The organism is Nocardioides sp. Z50_6 (assembly GCF_058215755.1).
This window is the reverse complement of record NZ_JBZAJB010000001.1, coordinates 786,378-806,620: the sequence shown is the minus strand read 5'-3', so window position 1 is coordinate 806,620 and position 20,243 is coordinate 786,378. Positions and strand designations below refer to the sequence as shown.

Below are 20,243 nucleotides of genomic sequence, written 5' to 3'. Positions count from 1 at the left end.
GCATGGACAGCCGTAGCCTGCAGGGACGGGTCGATCGGATCCGGGGGAATCCGCGGGGGCGCGGGGATGACCGGGGGGCATGGTGAAGAGCGTATTCAGCGAAGCTTCATCCACACCGGGGCGCGGTTCGACGCGCGTCGGCACATCGATCCACGGGAGTGCTCCCCCCCACGCCTTCCGTGGCTCCAGCCGTCACGTCGTTCCACCGTTGCCCCATGCTTCGGACCGGGACGGCGTGGCGGTCATGGGGGCCACGAGATGAGCCGGGCCTTCTCGGCCGAGCACTCCACTCCCGCACAGACCGACACCGTCGAGCGTGCCCTGCCGCTGCTGCGGAGCGGTCCGGTCCCCGACGGGGCCGGGCGAGGGGACCGCCGACCGGGCCTGCGCATGGTCCTCGTCGTCGAGATCGCCGCGGTGGTCGCCGCGATGACCGTGGCGGCGGCCCTGGTCGGGTCGAACCCCTGGGTCGGCCTCGCCGTCGGCCTGGGAGCGCTGGTGGTGGCCTACCAGCCGGGTCGGGACGCCGTCCGTCCCGGGCTGCCCACGCGGGGCCGGGTGGTCAGGGACCTGGCCCTCCCCTTCGCGGCCGTGGGGCTCGCCTGCGCGGGTGGCTGGGTGGAGGCGACCGCCCTGGAGACCGCCCTCGCCGTGCTCCTGGCCGGTGGGTCGGTGACCCTGCTGGCCGCCGCCGTGCGCCGCGCCGCGATGACCGGCGTCCGGGTGGTGGTCGTCGGGCCGGCTGCCGAGGTGGCGTCGAGCTTCGCGTGCTGGGACCGGGACCGCCGCGTCCGGCTCGTCGGCACCCTGGTTTTGGAGGAGGACCCCCCCGGCTCGGTGCCGGGGGAGCGCTTCGACTCCCAGGATCCGCGTCAGCTGATCCTCGGGTTCCGGCCCGACATGGTCCTGGTGGTGCCGGGGCCGGGCGTGGACTCGGAGGTGATCCGCCGGATCGGCTGGGCCCTCGAGGGCACCGGCGCCGGCCTCGCGGTCTGCTCGGGGCTCGCGGGCATCGCCGCGCACCGTGTCCAGCACACGCAGATGGCGGGGATGAGCGTGATGCAGGTCCGCTCCAGCCGGCCGTCCTGGCTGGTGCGCGCAGTGAAGTCCCTGGCCGACCGGCTCTGCGCCCTGCTGCTCCTGGCGGTGCTCTCACCCCTGCTCGCCGTCCTCCTCCTGCTGCTGCGGGCCACCTCGCCCGGTCCGGGACTCTTCCTCCAGCAGCGGATCGGCCGACACGGTCGTCCGTTCACCATGTACAAGCTGCGCACCATGCACGTGGACGCCGAGCAGGTCAAGGAGCTGCTGCGTGACGTCGACGAGGGCAACGGGCTGCTCTTCAAGAAGGAGCACGACCCCCGGGTGACCCGGCTCGGCCGGGTCCTGCGCCGGTACTCGCTCGACGAGCTGCCTCAGCTGGTCAACGTGCTCAACGGCGACATGTCCCTGATCGGGCCGCGACCGGCCCTGCCCGACGAGGTGTCGTGCTACACCTCGATGGAGCGGCGACGCCTCGCGGTCCGGCCCGGGATGACCGGCGCCTGGCAGGTCAGCGGGCGGTCCACGCTGGGACGCGACGAGTCGATGAACCTCGACCTCGACTACACCGACAACTACCGGCTCACCGACGACGTCCTGATCGCGCTCCGCACCGTCGACGCGGTGGCGCGGCCCCGAGGTGCGTGGTGAGCACCACGACCACCACGACGACGACGACGACCACCACCCCCAGGGCGCCGACGAGGGCGAGCGTGGTGATCCCGGCGCACAACGAGGCCCGCACCATCGGGCGCAGCCTCGCCGCCCTGCGGTCGGGAGTGGACGGGCTCGACCTCGACGTGGTCGTCGTGTGCAACGGGTGCACGGACGGGACCGCCGCCGTGGCCCGAGCCGCCGACCCCGAGGCCCGGGTGATCGAGATCGCGCAGCCGTCGAAGGCGGCGGCCGTGCAGGTGGGCAACGCGGCCACCACGGTCTTCCCCCGGGTGCACCTCGACGCCGACGTCGAGCTGACCGGGACCGCCCTGCGCGCCCTGCTCGAGCCGCTCACCAGCGGCGAGGCGTTGGCCACCGCGCCCCGGCGCGCGTTGCCCCGGGACGGCTGCTCGCCGTGGGTCGACTGGTACTACGACGTGTGGGAGGCGCTGCCGCAGGTGCGGTCCGGCCTCTTCGGGCGCGGCGTGGTCGCTGTCGCCGAGGCGGCCCAGCACCGGATCGCCGCCCTGCCGCCGCTGATGAGCGACGACCTGGCCATCTCCGAGGCGTTCGAGGAGGAGGAGCGTCGGGTCGTCGACCGCGCGACCGTGGTGGTCCACCCGCCCCGGACGCTCGGCGACCTGGTCCGGCGGCGGGTCCGGGTGGCGACCGGCAACGTCCAGGCCGCGGAGGCCGGCGTACGCCGGACCGGCTCCGCCACGGGCCCGCTGACCCTGGTCGCGATGGTGCGCCGGCGTCCGTCCCTGGCCCTGCGGATGCCGGTCTTCCTGGGCGTCACGGTGATCGCCCGACTGGGCGCGCGCCGGGCCGTGCGGGCCGGTGACTTCAGCACCTGGCAGCGGGACGAGAGCTCACGCCGATGAGCGCGCAGCGCCGTGGACCGGGCCGCCGTCTCGGCGCGGCGCTGCCCGCCCTGGCGCTGCTGCTCGCCGGGCTCGTGGTCCCCGGGCTGTCCTCGGCAGAGGCTGCCGACCCGTGCGGGGCGGGAGGCAACGCCATCGCCTGCGAGAACTCCAAGCCGGGGACCAGCCCGTCGGTCTGGGACATCGACGGGGCGGGGGACGACTCGATCCAGGGATTCGCCACCGACGTCTCGGTCAACGTGGGGCAGCGCGTCGACTTCAAGGTCGACACCGACGCCTCGTCGTACACCATCGACATCTACCGGCTCGGCTACTACCAGGGGCTCGGAGCCCGCAGGATCACCTCGATCGTCCCGACCGCGGTCCTCCCGCAGGCCCAGCCGTCGTGCATCAGGGACGACGCCACCGATCTCTACGACTGTGGGACCTGGGCCGTCTCGGCCTCCTGGACGGTGCCGGCGACGGCGGTGAGCGGGGTCTACGTCGCCCACCTGAAGCGCCCGGACGGCGACGAGAGCCACATCACCTTCGTGGTCCGCGACGACGCCAGCAGGTCCGACGTCGTCGTGCAGACCTCCGACACCACGTGGCAGGCCTACAACACCTACGGCGGGGCGAGCTTCTACCGGGGCGGCGCCCACGGACGCGCCTACAAGCTCAGCTACAACCGCCCGGTCCTGACCCGGGGCCAGCAGGACGGGCGGGACCACTTCATGGGGACCGAGTACCCGCTCGTGCGGTTCCTGGAGCGCAACGGCTACGACGTCAGCTACCAGGCGGGAGTCGACACCCACCGGCGGGGCGGCCTGCTGACCAACCACAAGGTCTTCATCTCGGTGGGCCACGACGAGTACTGGACCGGGACGCAGCGGGCCAACGTCGAGGCTGCCCGCGACGCGGGTGTCGGCCTGCAGTTCCTGAGCGGCAACGAGGTGTACTGGCGCTCGCGCTACGAGCCGTCGATCGACGGCCGCGGAACCTCGCACCGCACCCTGGTCGCCTACAAGGAGACCTGGGACAACGCCAAGATCGACCCCTCGCCGGAGTGGACGGGCACGTGGCGCGACCCGCGTCACGCCCCCGGCGCCCAGGGTGGCGGCCTGCCCGAGAACGCCCTGACCGGGACCATGTTCAAGGCCAACTTCAGCGACCTGCGACTCGCGGTGAGTGCGACCGAGGGGAAGCTGAGGCTGTGGCGCCACACGCCCTTGGCGAGCCTGGCCGCCGGGACGACCGCGCAGCTCGCGCCCCACACGGTCGGCTACGAGTCCAACGAGGACGTGGACAACGGGTTCCGGCCCAAGGGCCTGATCCGGACCTCGACCACGGTCGGACCGACGCCGGAGTACCTGACGGACTACGGGACGCGCGTGGTCCCCGGCACCACGACGCACCACACCACGCTCTACCGGGCCGCCAGCGGTGCCCTGGTCTTCAGCGCGGGATCGGTGCAGTGGTCGTGGGGGCTGGACCCAGAGCACGACTCGTCCTTCGCCCCCGAGCCGGCCGACGCCCGGATGCAGCAGGCGCAGGTGAACCTGCTCGCCGACATGGGGGCCCAGCCGACGACGCTGATGTCCGGCCTCACCCGGGCGACCCGGACCACCGACTCGGCGGGGCCGGTGGTGAGCATCACCAGCCCCGCAGCGGGCACGACGGTCGCCAACGGGACCCAGGTGACCGTGAGCGGGACGGCGTCCGACGCCGCGGGCCGGGTCGCCGGGGTGGAGGTCTCGGGCGACGGCGGGCGGACGTGGCACCCCGCGACGGGCACCACCTCCTGGTCCTACACCTTCGTCCAGTCGGGGATCGGTGCGGTGGCGCTCCAGGTGCGCGCCACCGACGACAGTGCCAACACCGGCGCGACCGCGAGCCGGTCGGTCACCGTGACGTGCCCGTGCTCGATCTTCGGCGCGCAGGTGCCGACGCCCCCCGCCACCACCGACACCTCGGCCCTGGAGCTGGGCGTGCGGTTCAGCCCCACCATGGACGGTTTCGTCTCGGGGCTGCGGTTCTACAAGGGACCGGGCAACGGGGGGTCGCACGTCGGCTCGCTGTGGAGCACGGCCGGGACGCTGCTCGCCCGCGGCACCTTCACCGGTGAGAGCGCGACCGGCTGGCAGACGCTCCAGCTCCCGGAGCCGGTCCCGGTCGCCGCCGGCCAGACGTACGTGGCCTCCTACACCGCTCCGCAGGGCAGGTACGCGTTCGCGACCGACGCGTTCTACGAGGCGCCCAAGGTCGCCACGCCGCTCCGGGTGGCCGGCGGGTTCGGCGCCGCCCCCGCGGGCGTCTTCGCGGACCCCGGAACGTTCCCCGACCGCAGCTACGGGAGCAGCAACTACTTCGTCGACGTGCAGTTCACGACCAGCGACGAGTCCCCGTTGCGGGCCGGCTCGCACGCCCCGCTCGCCGGGTCGACCAGCGTCCCGGTCCAGAGCGCAGTCACGGCCGTCTTCTCCAAGCCCGTGGTCCCCGGATCGGCCACCCTCCAGCTGCACGACGCCCTGGGCGAGCCGGTGGCCGGCACCAGCCGGTTCGACGCGGCGACCCGCACGATCACCTTCACCCCGGCCCAGCCCTTCGCCGGCTTCGTCACCTACCGCGCCACGGTGAAGGGCACCGACACCCTCGGCCAGGCGGTCACGGCGGGTGGGGAGTGGAGCTTCACGACCGCCGAGCCCGCCGCCGCGCCGGGCGTCTGCCCGTGCGGGGTCTACGACGACGCCGCCCAGCCGGCGATGCTCCAGGGCCCCGACACCGCGGCGGTGACCGTGGGGCTGCGCTTCGCCCCGCTGCGGGACGGGCAGGTCTCCGGGCTGCAGTTCTACAAGGGGCCCGACAACACCGGGACGCACGTGGGTTCCCTGTGGCGGGTCTCCGACGGCGCTCTCCTGGCCCAGGGCACCTTCGGTGCCGAGTCGACCGCAGGCTGGCAGGAGCTCTCGTTCGGCTCGCCCGTCGACGTGCAGGCGGGCGTCCAGTACGTCGTCTCCTACCGGGCCCCGGTGGGCAGGTACTCGATGACCACGGACGCCTTCGCCGGGGGTGCTCTCGACACCGCGCTCATCGATGCCCTCGGCGGCAGCTACAGCTACTCGGCGGGGTTCCCGGCGGACCGGTCCTCCAGCAGCTACCTGGTCGACGTCGTCTTCCGGAAGGCGCCCGAGCCGCTGAGCGTGACCGGGCAGGCGCCGGCACCCGGCGCCCTCGAGGTGCCCCCGGGCACCTCCGTCGCCGTCGACTTCTCCACCGCCCTCGCCCCGGGCGCGAGCCTCACGGTGAAGCAGTCCGGGAGCCCGGTCGCGGGCACCACCACGCTGGCTGCGGGAGCGACCTCGCTGCGGTTCACCCCGGCCGCGCCGCTGGCCCCAGCGACCGACGTCGAGGTCACGCTCTCCGCAGTCACCTCGACGGAGGGGGTCGCGCTGGCCCCCAGGGCCTGGTCGTTCCGGACCCGGACCGCGGCCCGGACGGAGACGGGCGAGCAGACCCTCTTCACCACCCAGGTCCCGTCGGTGCCGGCGGTCTCCGACGCGAGCCCGGTCGAGCTGGGGACGGCCTTCGTCCCGTCGCGCGACGGGCGGGTGACGGGCGTCCGGTTCTTCAAGGGCCCCGGCAACACCGGTACGCACCGGGGGTCGCTCTGGTCGGTGAGCGGGCAGCGCCTCGCCCAGGTCACCTTCGCGGGGGAGTCGGAGAACGGGTGGCAGGTCGCCTACTTCGACCAGCCGGTGCCGGTGAGCAAGGGCACCGAGTACCTCGTCTCCTACCTGGCTCCCCGCGGTCACTACGCCGCGACGCAAGGGCTCTTCTCCACCGAGCTGGTCTCCGGGGACCTCCGGGCCCGGTCGGGGTCGAACGGCCGCTACCAGTACGGCGCGACCGGCGGCTTCCCGCAGGACTCCTGGGGCGCCACCAGCTACTTCGTGGATCCCGTCTTCGAGGCCACTGCGGCGTCCGTCGCCGTCGAGTCCCGAAGTCCCGTGCCCGGCGCGACGGGGGTGCTGACCTCGGCGCAGCCCTACCTGACCCTGACCGAGCGGGTCCGGCCCGCGGGATGGTCGGCGAGCCTGACGCGGGGAGGGACCGCGGTGCCGGCGGGAGTCGCGCTGAGCGACGATGCCAGGTCGCTGGTGGTCACCCCGGAGCAACCGCTCGCGACGGGGGCGCTGCACACCCTCACCGTCAGTGGCGTCGTCTCCGAGGACGGCGCGGTGCTGCCGACGCAGTCGTGGAGCTTCACGACCGAGCTGACCTCCTCGCCCGTCGCCACCCTGTTCGAGGGGGTGGTCCCCGCGACGGCGGCCGCTGCGGACGGCGCCGCCGTCGAGCTGGGGACCAGGTTCGTGCCGACGGTGGACGGCGAGGTCCTCGGGGTCCGCTTCCACAAGGGCGCCGGGAACGCCGGTCCGCACCAGGGCTCCCTGTGGTCCGCGGCGGGAGAGCGCCTCGCGACCCTCACCTTCGCCCACGAGAGCGCGACCGGGTGGCAGAGCGCCACGTTCGACCGGCCGGTCGCGGTCACGGCCGGGACGACGTACGTCGTCTCCTACCACGCCCCCGTCGGGCGCTACTCGCTCACGACGGGCTTCTTCAGCCAACCGTTCAGCCGGGGAGGCCTCACGGCCCCGGCCGGGGCCAACGGCACCTTCCGCTACGGGGCGGGCGGGGGGTTCCCGATCGACAGCCACGGGGCCAGCAACTACTTCGTCGACGTCACGTTCAGGCCCACGCCCTAGCAGCACCCACTCATCCACACATCGCGCAGCACACGGGGGAGTCAGATGACCAGCACCTCACAGGAACGAGAGCCGATCGGTGTCGTCGTCGTCGGCGCCGGCTACTGGGGACCGAACCTGATCAGGAACTTCGGGTCGAGCCCGGACTGGGAGCTCGTCGGGGTCTGCGACCTGGACGAGCAACGTGCCCGGGCCGTGCTGGGCAACGCCGGCGGAGCCCACGTGACCGCGTCGCTCGAGGAGGTGCTGGGCCGCGACGACGTCGACGCGATCGCCATCGCCACCCCAGCCCGGACGCACCAGGGGATCGCCCTGGCGGCGCTGCGGGCCGGCAAGCACGTGCTCGTGGAGAAGCCGCTGGCCGACAGCGTCTCCCACGGGTCGGCGATGGTGGAGCTGGCGGCCGAGCGGGCGCTGGTGCTGATGGCCGACCACACCTACTGCTACACGCCGGCGGTGCTGAAGATCCGCGAGCTCGTCGAGGCGGGCGAGCTCGGCGAGATCCTCTTCGTCGACTCCGTGCGGATCAACCTCGGCCTCGTCCAGCCGGACATCGACGTCTTCTGGGACCTGGCCCCCCACGACCTGTCGATCCTCGACTTCGTGCTGCCCGGCGGGCTGCGCCCCAGCGGTGTGGCCGCCCAGGGGGCGGACCCGTTGGGCGCGGGGAAGGCCTGCGTGGGCTACCTCAGCCTGCCCCTGCCGGGTGGGGCGATGGCCCACGTCCACGTCAACTGGCTCAGCCCGACCAAGATCCGGCAGATGGTGATCGCCGGCACCCGCCGGACCCTGGTGTGGGACGACCTGAACCCGCAGCAACGGGTGAGCGTCTACGACCGGGGGGTCGACCTGGCGCAGCAGACCGCCGGCGCGACCGACCGGACCGACGCGACCATCTCCTACCGGCTCGGCGACACCTGGGCCCCGGCCCTGCCGGAGCGCGAGGCCCTGGGGGCGATGGTGACCGAGTTCGCCGCCAGCATCCGGGGGCGACGCACGGCCCGGACCGACGGGGCCGCCGGGCTGAGGGTGCTGAAGGTGCTCGATGCCGCGTCCCGCAGCCTCGGTGCCGGCGGGGTCCTCGTCGACACCGAGATCAGCGCCGCGCGGCTGGAGGTGGCGGGATGACGAGCCTGGCAGGGGCGCAGGTCCTGGTCACCGGAGGCGCGGGGACGATCGGCTCCACCCTGGTCGACCAGCTCGTGGCGGCGGGGGTGGCCCACGTCGACGTGCTCGACAACCTGGTCCGCGGCCGGCGCGCCAACCTCGACGACGCGCTCGCCTCGGGTCGGGTCACGCTGGTCGAGGGCGACATCACCGACCGGGACCTCGTCGGTGACCTGACCTGGGGCAAGGACGTGGTCTTCCACCAGGCCGCGATCCGGATCACCCAGTGCGCCGAGCAGCCGCGCCTCGCGCTGGAGGTGATGGTGGACGGCACGTTCAACGTCGTGGAGGCCGCCGCGCAGGCGCGGGTCGGCAAGCTGGTGGCCGCCTCGTCGGCGTCGGTCTACGGGATGGCGGAGGAGTTCCCCACCGGGGAGCGGCACCACCACCACAACAACGACACCTTCTACGGGGCGGCGAAGTCGTTCAACGAGGGCATGGTCCGCAGCTTCCGCGCGATGCACGGGCTCGACTACGTGCTGCTGCGCTACTTCAACGTCTACGGGCCGCGGATGGACGTGCACGGCCTCTACACCGAGGTGCTGGTGCGCTGGATGGAGCGGGTCGAGGACGGCCTTCCTCCGCTGATCTTCGGCGACGGCCGCCAGACCATGGACTTCGCCTGCGTCCCGGACATCGCCCGGGCCAACGTGCTGGCCGCCGCCAGCGACGTGCGCGAGGGGGTCTACAACGTCGCCCGTGGCACCGAGACCAGCCTGCTGGAGCTGGCCGAGGCCCTGCTCCGCGTGATGGGCCGCACGGACCTCTCGGTCGAGCTCGGTCCCGAGCGGGCGGTCAACGGCGTGGTCCGGCGACTCGCGGACGTCTCGGCCGCACGGCGCGACCTCGGCTTCACCACCCGGATCGGGCTCGAGGAGGGGCTCGAGAGCCTGGTGGAGTGGTGGCGCCCGCTCCGCGAGGAGATCGCCTCGGGGCGTCGTCCGGCAGGTGCCCGATGAACCGGATCGACGTGATGCGGCCGTGGCTCGGCGAGGAGGAGGCTGCGGCCGTGGCCGAGGTCATCGCGTCCGGCTGGGTCGCCCAGGGACCCCGGGTGGCCGCGTTCGAGGCTGCCTTCGCCGCCCACCAGCAGGTGGAGCACGCGGTGGCGGTCTCCAGCTGCACCACCGGGCTCCACCTGGCCCTGCTGGTCGCGGGGGTGGGCGCCGGGGACGACGTGGTGGTGCCGTCCTTCTCGTTCATCGCCACCGCCAACGCGGCGGCCTACCTCGGCGCCCGGCCGGTCTTCGCCGACGTCGACCCGGTGACGGGCAACCTCACCGCCGACACGGTCGCCGAGGTGCTCACCGCGACCACCGTGGCCGTGGTGGTGGTCGACCAGGGCGGCGTGCCGGCCGACCTCGGCCCGATCCGCAAGCTCTGCGACCCGCTCGGCATCGTGGTCGTCGAGGACGCGGCCTGCGCCGCGGGGTCGACCTACCGTGGCCGGCCGGTGGGCGTCGGGGCCGAGATCGCCGCGTGGTCCTTCCACCCGCGCAAGCTGCTCACCACCGGCGAGGGGGGAATGGTCACCACCTCCCGGCCGGAGTGGGCCGAGCGGATCGCCCGGCTGCGCGAGCACTCGATGAGCGTCTCGGCGGCCGAGCGGCACGCCAGCGTGCTGGCCCCGGCCGAGGAGTACGCCGAGGTCGGCTTCAACTACCGGATGACCGACCTGCAGGCGGCCGTCGGACTGGTGCAGCTGGCCAAGCTCGACGAGATGGTCGCCCGGCGGCGCGCGCTCGCCGACGGCTACGCCAAGGCCGTCGGCGAGATCGACGGCCTCCGCCTGGTCGCCGACCCGCGGTACGGGACGACCAACTTCCAGTCCTGCTGGGTGGAGGTGGAGGAGGGGTTCCCCGTCTCCCGCGACGCCCTGCTCGGGAAGCTCGCCCGGGCCGACATCTCGGCACGACGCGGGATCATGGCCGCCCACCGCCAGCCCGCCCACCGGTACCGGTACGGCGGGGGGTTGCCGCTGCCGGCGACCGACCGGCTCACCGACGGCACGCTGATCCTCCCGCTGCACCACCACCTCTCCGAGACCGACCAGGGCCGCGTCGTCGAGGTGCTGCGCAGGGCGGGGGACAGACGATGAACGTCCCGTTCGTGGACCTGGTCTCCCAGCACGCCGAGATCGCCGACGAGGTGCAGGCCGGTCTCGCCGACGTCTTCGCCCGGGCCGCCTTCATCGGCGGTGAGGAGGTCACCCGGTTCGAGGAGGAGTACGCCGAGTACGTCGGCGCCCGGCACTGCGTCGGCGTCGCCAACGGCACCGACGCCCTCGAGCTGGCGCTGCGGGCCGTGGGCGTCGAGCCGGGGTCCGAGGTGGTGCTCCCGGCTAACACCTTCATCGCCACGGCGGAGGCGGTCTCCCGGATCGGTGCCACACCGGTCCTGGTGGACGTCGACGAGGAGCACCTGCTGATCGACGTCGGCGCGGTGGAGCGGGCGATCACCCCGCGGACCGCGGCGGTCGTGCCGGTGCACCTCTTCGGGCAGGCGGCTCCGGTGGAGCTGCTGGAGCCGGCGTGCCGGGCCGCCGGGATCCCGATCGTGGCGGACGCGGCGCAGGCGCAGGGTGCGAGGCGGCACGGCCGGGCGGCCGGCTCGCTGGGCAGCGTCGCGGGGACGAGCTTCTACCCCGGGAAGAACCTCGGCGCCGCCGGCGACGCGGGGGGCGTGACGACCGACGACGCGGAGGTCGCGGAACGGGTGCGGATCCTGGGCGCCCACGGGTCCGGGACGAAGTACGTCCACGACGTCGTGGGGGTGAACTCCAGGCTCGACACGGTGCAGGCGGTCTACCTGAGGGCCAAGCTCAGCCGGCTGGAGAAGTGGAACCAGCAGCGCCGCGAGGCCGCCGACCGCTACGCCGCCATGCTCTCCGGGCTCCCGGGCGTCCGGCTCCCCGGGACGGCGGCGGGCAACGAGCACGTCTGGCACCTCTACGTCATCCGGGTGCCGGAGCGTGATGCGCTCCTGGCCGGGCTGACGGAGGCCGGGATCGGCTGCGGGATCCACTACCCCACGCCGGTGCACCTCACCGGGGCGTACGCCGGACTGGGGCGGGGGCCCGGCTCCTTCCCGGTCGCGGAGGCGGCCGCGAGCACGATCCTCTCCCTGCCGATGCACCAGCACCTGGGGCCCGAGCAGCAGCAGCGGGTGGCCGAGGTGCTGGCCGGTCTCGTGGGAGCCGGGCGATGACGAGCCAGGACGTGCGCCCCCGTGAGCTCTGCCCGGTCGGTGCGAGGCACCGTCACCCGGCGCCGGCCCTGGTCGGCCACCCGACCGCGACGGTGGTCATCCCCTGCTACAACTACGGCCGCTACCTCGGTCAGGCGGTCGCCTCGGCCCTCGCGCAGCCCTCGGTCCGTGTCGAGGTCGTCATCGTCGACGACGCGTCCACCGATGGCAGCACCGCGGTCGCGGAGCAGCTGGCGCGCGCCGACGACCGGGTCCGGCTGATCGCCCACGAGGAGAACCGCGGTCACATCGCCACCTACAACGACGGTCTCGCCGCGGCGACGACCGACTACGTGGCGCTGGTCTCCGCCGACGACCTCCTGGCCCCGGCGGCGCTGACGCGTGCCCTCGCCGTGATGGAGGCGGTGCCGACCGTCGGCATGGTCTACGGCTCGATCAGGACCTTCGACGGGCCGGCCCCGGTCGCCACGGAGCGCCACGGGGCACCGTGGGTCCACTGGGACGGGGCCGAGTGGGCTCGCAAGGTCTTCACCAAGGGCTCGAACGTGGCGTACTCGCCCGAGGTGGTCCTGCGCAACTCGGTGCAGCAGCGGATCGGCGGCTACGACCCGGAGCACCCGCAGGCGGGCGACATGCTGATGTGGCTGCTGGCCGGGGCCGCGGGGGAGGTCGGCATCCTGGTCGACACGGTCCAGGCGTTCTACCGGGTCCACGGCGCCAACATGCACTCCTCGGTCTTCTCGGTCGGTCAGACCCACGGGGTGATCACCGGGCTCGAGGCCCGCCTCCGGGTCTTCGAGACCGCGGCATCCGCGTACGAGCAGGGGGACGCCCTGCTGGTCTCCGCGCGGGCGGCGCTGGCCCGGGAGGCGGTCGAGACCGCCTCGAGCGCCCTGGTGGAGGGGTGGTCGGACCCCTCGTTCGTCCAGGAGCTGGTGGCCTTCGCCACGCGCGTCGACCCCTCGGTCGTCCGGAGCCGCGCCTGGCGGATGCTGCGCCGGCGCCAGGCCTGGGGGAGCCGCAGCCGGGGGAACCCCCTCTTCCTGCCGCGCGAGCGCTGGCTGACCGAGCGGCACCGCGTCCGGAGCCGGCGTCAACGACAGGGCCTGGTGTCGTGAGCGAGGAGGTCCTCGGCAGGGCCGTCGGTCGAGGACTGGCCTGGGGCGGGCTGAGCGCCCTGGTGCTGAGGTTCAGCAGCCTGGGTCTCGGCATCGTCCTCGCCCGGTTGCTGGCCCCCGAGGACTTCGGCGTCTACGCCATCGCCCTCACCGTCCAGGGGATCCTGATGGCGGTGATGGACCTGGGCCTGAGTGCCGACCTGGTGCGGACCCGGGCCCCCGCCGTCCGCGAGCCCACGGTGGCCACGCTGAGCCTGGGCACCAGCGGGGTCCTCGCCCTGGCCATGGTGGCGGCGGCAGGTCCGCTGGCGTCGTTCCTCGGCAGCACGGAGGCCACGCAGGTCATCCAGGTGCTGGCGCTCACCATCCCGCTGGGGGCGCTCGGCGTCGTCCCGTACGCGCGGATGCAGCGCCGGTTCATGCAGAAGCAGATGTTCGCCACGAGCGTGGCCGGCTTCCTGGTCGACGCCCTGGTCACCGTCTCCCTGGTCCTCCTCGGCTGGGGTCCCATGGCCCTGGCGGTCGCCCGCGTCGCCTCGCAGGTCTGCACCACGTTCCTGCAGTTCCTCTTCACCCGCTGCCGCCCCGCGCTGGGCTGGTCCACGGAGATGGCCGGCTCCGCGCTCTCCTTCGGGGTGCCGCTGGCCCTGGCCAACATGGTCTCGATCGCGGTGCTCAGCGCGGACAAGGCGGTCGTCGGTCGTCTCGCCGGCGAGGTCTCCCTCGGCTACTACGTGCTGGCGTTCAACATCGCGAGCTGGCCGATGACCGCGCTCGGGCAGACGATCCGTCCCGTGGCGCTGGCCGCCTTCTCGCAGCTGCGCCGCGAGACGCACGACGCGGGCCGGAGCCTCGTCGTCGCGGTGCAGCTCACCTACGGACTGGTGGCGCCGGCCGTCTGCCTCCTCGCGGCCGTGAGCGTCCCGCTGGTCTCCTTCCTCTACGGCGAGAGGTGGCTGCCCGCGGCCACGGCGCTGCCGGCGCTGGCCCTGGTCGGTGGCCTCCGGGTGCTCTTCGACCTGTTCGCCACCTACCTGATGGCGCTGGGCCGGGCGCGTGCGGTGCTGCACCTGCAGGTGCTCTGGCTGGCCTCGCTCATCCCCGCGGCGGTCGTCGGCACCAGGTGGGGAGGTCTCGAGGGGGCGGCCTGGGCCCAGGTCGTCATCGCCCTGCTGATCGTGCTGCCGGGCTACCTGTGGGTGTGCCGGCGCTCGGGGGCCCGCGTGCGCGACGTCGTTCCTGCGGTGGCGCTGCCGATGCTCGCGTCCGTCCCGGCCTTCGCCGCCGCCGTCCTGGTCGCCGGTCTGGTCGACTCGTCGGCGCTGGCGATCGTGGCGGCGGGCGCGGCGGGCACGGCGGTCTACGCCGTCCTCATGCACCGGTGGATCACCAGGGCCCTGCGCACCGCCCGCGAGATCGGCGCGGTGGAGTCGGGCGTGGTGCCGGTGCCCCTGCGAGCGGGAGGGACCCGATGAGCGGGCCGCGGCGCGTGCGCCCGACGACCTGGCAGGGGCCGCCGCCGGTGGTCTCGGTCGTCGTCCCGTGCTTCAACTACGGGCGGTTCCTGCGCCAGGCGGTGACCAGCGTGCTGGGCCAGGACGGGGTCCGGCTCGAGGTGGTGGTCGTCGACGACGCCTCGACCGACGACTCGGTCGAGGTGGCCTCGGCGCTGGCGGAGGCCGACCCCAGGGTCCGGCTGCTCAGGCACCGGACCACGCGCGGCCCGGTGGAGACCTTCAACGACGGGCTGGCCGCCTGCTCGGGGGAGTTCCTGGTCCGGCTGGATGCCGACGACCTGCTCACGCCGGGGTCGCTGCGCCGCTCCACGGACGTGGCCCAGGCGCTCCCGTCCGTCGGACTCGTCTACGGCCACCCCGTGCACTTCCGCGGCGACCCACCGCCCGCCGCGACGAAGGTCCGGGAGTGGCGGGTCTGGCGGGGTGCGGACTGGCTGAGCGACCGGTGCGAGGACGGGCACAACGTGATCACCGCGCCGGAGGTCCTGATGAGGATGGCCGCGGTCCGGCAGGTCGGCGGGCAGCGGCCGCTCCCGCACACCCACGACATGGAGATGTGGTTGCGGCTGGCTGCGGTCAGCGACGTCGCCTACGTCGTCGGCGCGGACCAGGCGTGGCACCGCGAGCACGACGCGAGCCTCTCGGCGCGGGAGGTGGACGCGGTCAGGGACATGGAGGGGCGGCTCGCGGCGTTCCGGGAGCTGGGAGGCGGTGTGGTGGCGCGGGTCCCCGGGGTCGCCGAGGGGGTCCAGCACGCCGTGGGGGCGATCGCGCGGGAGGCGGTGCGGGAGGCCGCCTACGAGCGCCGCCGGGGCCGGCGCGGTCGGCCGGAGGTGGTGAGGCGTCTCGCCGAGCTCGCGGTGGAGGCGGACCCGGAGGTCACCGGGACCACGGCGTGGGCAGCGCTGCAGGGCGGCGGCCCGGTCGGGCGGCCCGTCCACGCGGTGGCCCAGTCGCTCCGTGCCCGGTGGACCTGGTGGCGCCTGCAGCGGCGCTGGGCGCGGACCGGGACCTGGGGGTGAGCGCGCCGATGGACGCCCGGCTCCGGGGACTCCTCGCGACACGCAGCACCCCGTGGCGCAGCCCTCGGCCGCGGCTCGTCGTCTCCGAGCGCCAGTCGGCGCCGCCCACCCTCTACTTCCTGTGCCCGGACTACGACCGTCCGTCCGGCGGCGTGCGCGTGATCTACCAGCACGTCGACCTCCTCAACGACGCGGGCCGGCGCGCCCGGGTGATGCACCGGCGACGCGGCTTCCGGTGCAGCTGGTTCGACAACGCCACGGCGACCGTGAGCTCGCGGGACCAGGGCGTCGGACCGCAGGACGTCCTGGTCGTCCCCGAACAGGACGTGGACCTCCTGGTGCGCGCGCCGCGGCGGCCACGGCACGTCGTCCTCAACCAGAACGCCCACCTCACCTGGACGAACGCCCCCGGGCCGGCGTCGGCCTACTACCGCGACCCGGAGGGTCTGCTCGGGATCCTGGTCGTCTCCGAGCACAACCGGGCCTACCTCCAGCACGCCTTCCCGGAGCAGCGGGTCCTGCGGGTGCGCAACCGGGTCGAGTCGGAGGTCTTCCGGGCGCGTGCCAAGGACCGGCCGCGCCTCGTCTACGTCCCGCGGCGCGGCGCCGACGACTGCGAGCAGGTGCTCGGGATCCTCCGCGCCAGAGGGGTCCTGGACGGGTGGGACGTGGAGCGGGTGGCCACCCGCTCGCAGCGGGAGTTCGCCGACGCGCTCGGCCGGGCCACGATCTACCTCACGTGCTCGCGGCAGGAGGGGTTCGGGCTTCCCCTCGCCGAGGCGATGGCCTGCGAGGCGTACGTCGTGGGCTACCACGGCTTCGCGGGGATCGAGCTGATGCAGCCCGGCTTCTCCGCGCCGGTGCCCGCCGGCGACGTGCTCGCCCTGGCACGCGAGGTGGAGAGCGCGGTGGCGGCCGAGCGCACCGAGCCCGGGTGGTGCGCGCGACGCGGAGCGCTCGCCCGGTCGTTCGTCGCCTCCGAGTACGGCGCGGAGCGGCAGCGCGCGGAGCTGCTGGGCGCCTACGACTCCCTGGTCGGCAAGAGCCTGGGGTGGGAGGGCCGGGAGCCGTGACGAGGGCGCCGTCGCCCCGGGACGTGACCGCGGTCATCGTGACGTGGAACAGCTCCTCGGACCTGACCGCGGCGATCGGCTCCCTGGAGGCAGCCTTCGCGGGGGTGCCGCGCTGGCGGCTGGTGGTCGTCGACAACGGCTCCGAGGACGGCTCCGCCGCGCTGGCCCGACGTCTGTGCCCGGCGGCGACCGTGGTCGAGCGGGGACGCAACGACGGCTACGCCGCGGGCGTGAACGCCGGGATGCGCACCGCCCCCGACAGCGGGGCGTTCCTCGTGCTCAACCCGGACGTCACCCTGTCGCCGGGGTGCGTGGCCACCCTCCTGGAGTCGCTCGGGAGCAGCGGCGCCGGCGTGGTCGTGCCCCGGCAGCTCGACTCCGGCGGACGGCTCAACCCCTCCCTGCGCCGGGAGCCCACGCTCGCTCGGGCCTGGGGGGAGGCGCTGCTCGGCGGAACCCGCGCCGGCAGGTTCGCCCGCCTCGGCGAGCTGGTGGTGGACCCGGACGCCTACGACGCCCCCCGGTGGGTCGACTGGGCGTCCGGCTCGGCGCTGCTCGTCGCCGGGGAGTGCGCCCGCGCGGTGGGCCCGTGGGACGAGGGCTTCTTCCTCTACTCCGAGGAGACGGACTTCGCACGGCGGGCGAGGCGGCTGGGGTTCGGCATCCGCTACGAGCCGGGGGCGGTGGTGCGGCACCGCGGGGGCGAGTCGCACGTCTCCCCGGTGCTCTACAGCCTCCTCGCCCGCAACCGGGTCCGGTACTTCGCGCGTCACCACGGGCCGGTGCCCGCGCTCGCCTTCCGGTGCGCGGTGCTGACCAACGAAGCGCTCCGGGCCCACCGGCCCGTGCACCGGGCGGCCCTGCGTGCCCTGCTGTCGCGGTCCTCGGGCGGGGAGTCGACCGGCGCGACCGTACCGGGCCGTCGAGCGGGGGAGGACGCGGCCGGGGAGAGCGGGGGCCTGCGGGTGCTCTACAGCTTCCCGCACACCCTCGGGGCGCCGGGGATCGGCACCACCGCCTTGCAGCAGGTGCTGGCGCTGCGGCGCCTCGGCTGCGACGTCACCGTCTGGTGCACCTCACGCGCCGCGGGCGTCCCGCGGGACCTTCGGGTGGTGGAGACCCTGCGGGTCGCCGGCCGCCGGGTGCCGCACCGCGTCCTCGGCGTGGACCGCGCCTACCGCTACCACGACCGGCGGGTGGCCCGGGCGCTCGCGCGGGGAGTCCCGGGGTACGACGTCGTCCACGCCTGGCCCCGTGGCTCCCTGGCGACGCTGCGGGCGGCCCGCAGCCTCGGCGTCCCCGGGCTGCGCGAGGTCCCGAACACCCACATCGTCCACGGGTACGCCGAGGTGGCGCGCGAGTACGACCTGCTCGGGATGGCCCTGCCGCGCGGCCACTCCCACACGCCGTCCCCGCGCCGCCAAGCGCTGGAGGAGGCCGAGTACGCCGCCGCCGACGGACTCCTCGTGCCGTCCGACCACGTCGCCGCCACGTTCGTGGCCCACGGCGTGGACGAGAGCCGGTTGCTCCGGCACCGGTACGGCTACGAGCCCGGCCGGTTCACCGCCTCCTCCCCGCCGGAGACCTTCACCGCCGTCTTCGTCGGGCGCGCGGAGCCCAGGAAGGGCCTCCACTACGCCCTGCGCGCCTGGCGTGCCTCGGCCGCCGCCGGCAACGGACGCCTCCTGGTCTGCGGCGAGGTCGACCCCGACTACGCGGAGCGGATCGCCGAGGAGCTCGCGGCGCCGGACGTGAGCGTGACCGGCTTCGTCCCCGACGTCGGTCGCCTGATGGCGCGGGCCGACGTGCTGCTCCTGCCGTCGGTGGAGGAGGGGAGCGCGCTGGTGGTCTACGAGGCGATGGCCTGCGGAGTCGTGCCGCTGGTCTCCACCGCGGCGGGTGCGCCCGTCCGGGACGGGGTCACCGGGCTCCTGCACGCCCCTCGCGACGTCGACGCGCTGACGCAGCAGCTCACCCGGCTCCGGCTGGACGAGGAGTGCCGGGCGCAGCTGCGGCGGCAGACGCAGGAGGCGGCGCGCACGCTCACCTGGACGGACTCGGGCCGCCTCCTGCTGGGTTGCTACCGCGATGTCGTCGGGTCAGGTCACGGGTTGACCGGGTCGCCCGCCCTGGGCCCGTCGGCCCACACGTTCCCCGACCAGGTGTTCCCGGCCGACCGCCAGTAGGCGACGGGCCCGTAGAAGCCGGAGCGCGGGAAGTACCGGGTGCTGAACTGGTTGTCGACCACCCGGTGGCCGCGCGCGGTGTCGGGTGCGCCGCCGTACAGGGTGAAGCCGCCTCCGGCGAAGTAGTTGTCCTTCACCACGACGTTGGTGTCCGGGTTGCTGCCGAACTCGCTGAGCATGATGGCGCTGGTCTGGTTGTGGTCGTTGAGCACCGTGTTGTGCACGACCCTGGCGTTCACCGCGGCGGTGACCTCGAGCCCGTCGTTGTGCGCGTCGGGCAGGTCGGAGAGGTCGTGGACGTAGCTGTCGTAGATCTCGGTGTTGGCGTCCATCTTGGCGCCGTCCCCGGCGCCGCTCAGGTCGAGGCGCTGGCCGACCCAGCTCGCGCCCGCGATCGACGCCTGCGTCTCGGGGCCGCCGCGGAGCGTGGAGTCCACGACCGTGAGCCTCTTGCCGTAGTTGTAGAGGACCCAGAAGCCGTCCGAGACCACCTTGACGTTGCGCACCGTGACGTTGTTCGCCCGGATGATGAGCGGGCCGCGGATCTCGCGGTTCTCGATCACCGCACCGTCGTTGGTGACGGTCAGGCCGCTGTTGCGCACCTCGAGGGGACCGCTGACGCCGGTGTCGGCCGCGGACGGGAAGGCCCCCGCCTGGCTCGGCGGCGGCGTGGACGGCTTCTGCGTGGTCTCGTCGTCCACCGTGACGTCCACCAGCACGTCGACCCAGTAGTTGGTGGAGTCGAAGGTCTGCTCCGGGAAGCGGGAGGTGGAGCCGTAGCGGAAGACGCCGTTCGCGCCCCCGCCGGGCGCGGTCAGCCCGGCGCGCTTCACGGCGTTCGCGAAGCCCTGGCGGGTGGCGGCGTAGCGGCCGCGCGGTGCGTAGACGGAGACGGTGTAGGTCTTGCCGGCCGCGATCGCGACCGGCTGGGAGAACACGGCCGTGACCCATCGCGCGCCCGTCGTGGCCGGCAGGTCGACCCGGGCGAGGCGGCGACCGTTGCTGTTCCACAGCGAGGCCGACGTCGGCGTGACCGAGGAGGCGCGGGCCGCCTTGTAGACCTGGGCGCCGACCACCTCCGCGTTGCGGGAGGAGGTGAACCGCATCCCCAGCTCGACCGCGCTGCGGTCGTCGTCCGCCACCACGGCGGAGGGGGTGGCGTCGGAGAAGAGGCCGACCGTCTCGGATCCGTCGGGGGCGGACGTGCTCTGCCCGGCGGGGAGGAGGATGGCCGCGGCGGCCAGCACCGCCAGGGCGACCGACGAGAGCGTGAGTCGCCGGGACCGACGCGTGCGCCGGGTGCCGGACGAGGAGAGAGGGGTGGGCATGAGGCCCTGCTTTCGGGGTTGGGGCGCCGGTGCCGACGAGTGACGCGAATCTGGTCGGGGAGCACTCCGAACCGTCGGCGCCCCCCACCACTGAGTACGCCCTTCCCTGGATCTTCGAATCTAGCGCGCGGCTGGGTGTGCGCGGACGAATCGTCTCGAGGCACGCTCCGCGGGCGCGCGACACCCCTAGACTCGTCTCGTCGGAGCAGCGCGCTGGCCGGAGGTGCCATGGCTTTCCCGGTCGACCCAGACGGTGAGCTCCCCGGCGTGTCTAGTGCGCCTGCCGGTGTGTCTGCCGGTGTGT

13 protein-coding genes are annotated in these 20,243 nt (G+C 73.9%); 12 read left to right on the top strand and 1 reads right to left on the bottom strand.

Translation table 11 applies throughout. The features are described 5' to 3' along the window. Positions 1-258 precede the first annotated feature (258 nt). The 12 genes from AC4BGE_RS03870 to AC4BGE_RS03815 are packed head-to-tail and all read left to right on the top strand — an operon-like array spanning position 259 to position 18,611. Entirely contained in the window at positions 259-1,689 is a 1,431-nt protein-coding gene (locus AC4BGE_RS03870) for a sugar transferase (RefSeq protein WP_490574405.1), read from the top strand. Beyond that, positions 1,686-2,579: a glycosyltransferase family 2 protein gene (locus tag AC4BGE_RS03865; protein WP_490574404.1), complete on the top strand. Its 894-nt coding sequence runs from the start codon at positions 1,686-1,688 to the stop codon at positions 2,577-2,579. Before AC4BGE_RS03870 ends, AC4BGE_RS03865 begins: the two co-directional genes overlap by 4 nt. After that, on the top strand, positions 2,576-7,321 hold the full coding sequence (locus AC4BGE_RS03860) for a DUF4082 domain-containing protein (protein WP_490574403.1): 4,746 nt from the start codon (positions 2,576-2,578) through the stop codon (positions 7,319-7,321). The genes AC4BGE_RS03865 and AC4BGE_RS03860 overlap by 4 nt, the downstream gene beginning before the upstream one ends. 45 nt (positions 7,322-7,366) lie before the next feature. Continuing rightward, positions 7,367-8,449 (top strand): Gfo/Idh/MocA family protein, encoded by a 1,083-nt coding sequence (locus AC4BGE_RS03855; protein ID WP_490574402.1) that lies wholly within the window; start codon positions 7,367-7,369, stop codon positions 8,447-8,449. Further along, complete coding sequence (locus AC4BGE_RS03850; protein ID WP_490574401.1) at positions 8,446-9,447, top strand: NAD-dependent epimerase/dehydratase family protein; 1,002 nt, start codon at positions 8,446-8,448, stop codon at positions 9,445-9,447. Before AC4BGE_RS03855 ends, AC4BGE_RS03850 begins: the two co-directional genes overlap by 4 nt. Then, positions 9,444-10,586, top strand: a complete 1,143-nt coding sequence (locus AC4BGE_RS03845) for a DegT/DnrJ/EryC1/StrS family aminotransferase (protein WP_490574400.1) — start codon at positions 9,444-9,446, stop codon at positions 10,584-10,586. Before AC4BGE_RS03850 ends, AC4BGE_RS03845 begins: the two co-directional genes overlap by 4 nt. Beyond that, a complete protein-coding gene (locus AC4BGE_RS03840) occupies positions 10,583-11,695 on the top strand; it encodes a DegT/DnrJ/EryC1/StrS family aminotransferase (protein WP_490574399.1) in 1,113 nt (370 codons plus the stop codon). Before AC4BGE_RS03845 ends, AC4BGE_RS03840 begins: the two co-directional genes overlap by 4 nt. Continuing rightward, entirely contained in the window at positions 11,692-12,813 is a 1,122-nt protein-coding gene (locus AC4BGE_RS03835) for a glycosyltransferase family 2 protein (protein ID WP_490574398.1), read from the top strand. Before AC4BGE_RS03840 ends, AC4BGE_RS03835 begins: the two co-directional genes overlap by 4 nt. Continuing rightward, positions 12,810-14,288 (top strand): lipopolysaccharide biosynthesis protein, encoded by a 1,479-nt coding sequence (locus tag AC4BGE_RS03830; RefSeq protein WP_490574397.1) that lies wholly within the window; start codon positions 12,810-12,812, stop codon positions 14,286-14,288. The genes AC4BGE_RS03835 and AC4BGE_RS03830 overlap by 4 nt, the downstream gene beginning before the upstream one ends. Then, positions 14,285-15,352 (top strand): glycosyltransferase family 2 protein, encoded by a 1,068-nt coding sequence (locus tag AC4BGE_RS03825; protein ID WP_490574396.1) that lies wholly within the window; start codon positions 14,285-14,287, stop codon positions 15,350-15,352. Before AC4BGE_RS03830 ends, AC4BGE_RS03825 begins: the two co-directional genes overlap by 4 nt. Next, positions 15,307-16,425 carry a glycosyltransferase gene (locus AC4BGE_RS03820; RefSeq protein WP_490571667.1) on the top strand — a complete coding sequence of 373 codons (1,119 nt, stop codon included), beginning with the start codon at positions 15,307-15,309 and terminating at the stop codon, positions 16,423-16,425. The genes AC4BGE_RS03825 and AC4BGE_RS03820 overlap by 46 nt, the downstream gene beginning before the upstream one ends. Beyond that, positions 16,422-18,611, top strand: coding sequence for a glycosyltransferase (locus AC4BGE_RS03815; RefSeq protein WP_490574395.1), 2,190 nt, complete (start codon positions 16,422-16,424; stop codon positions 18,609-18,611). The genes AC4BGE_RS03820 and AC4BGE_RS03815 overlap by 4 nt, the downstream gene beginning before the upstream one ends. On the opposite strand, the gene AC4BGE_RS03810 is transcribed toward AC4BGE_RS03815, so the two are convergent. Further along, positions 18,530-19,939, bottom strand: a complete 1,410-nt coding sequence (locus AC4BGE_RS03810) for a DUF4082 domain-containing protein (RefSeq protein WP_490574394.1) — start codon at positions 19,937-19,939, stop codon at positions 18,530-18,532. The genes AC4BGE_RS03815 and AC4BGE_RS03810 overlap by 82 nt on opposite strands. Between the last annotated feature and the right edge of the window lie 304 nt (positions 19,940-20,243).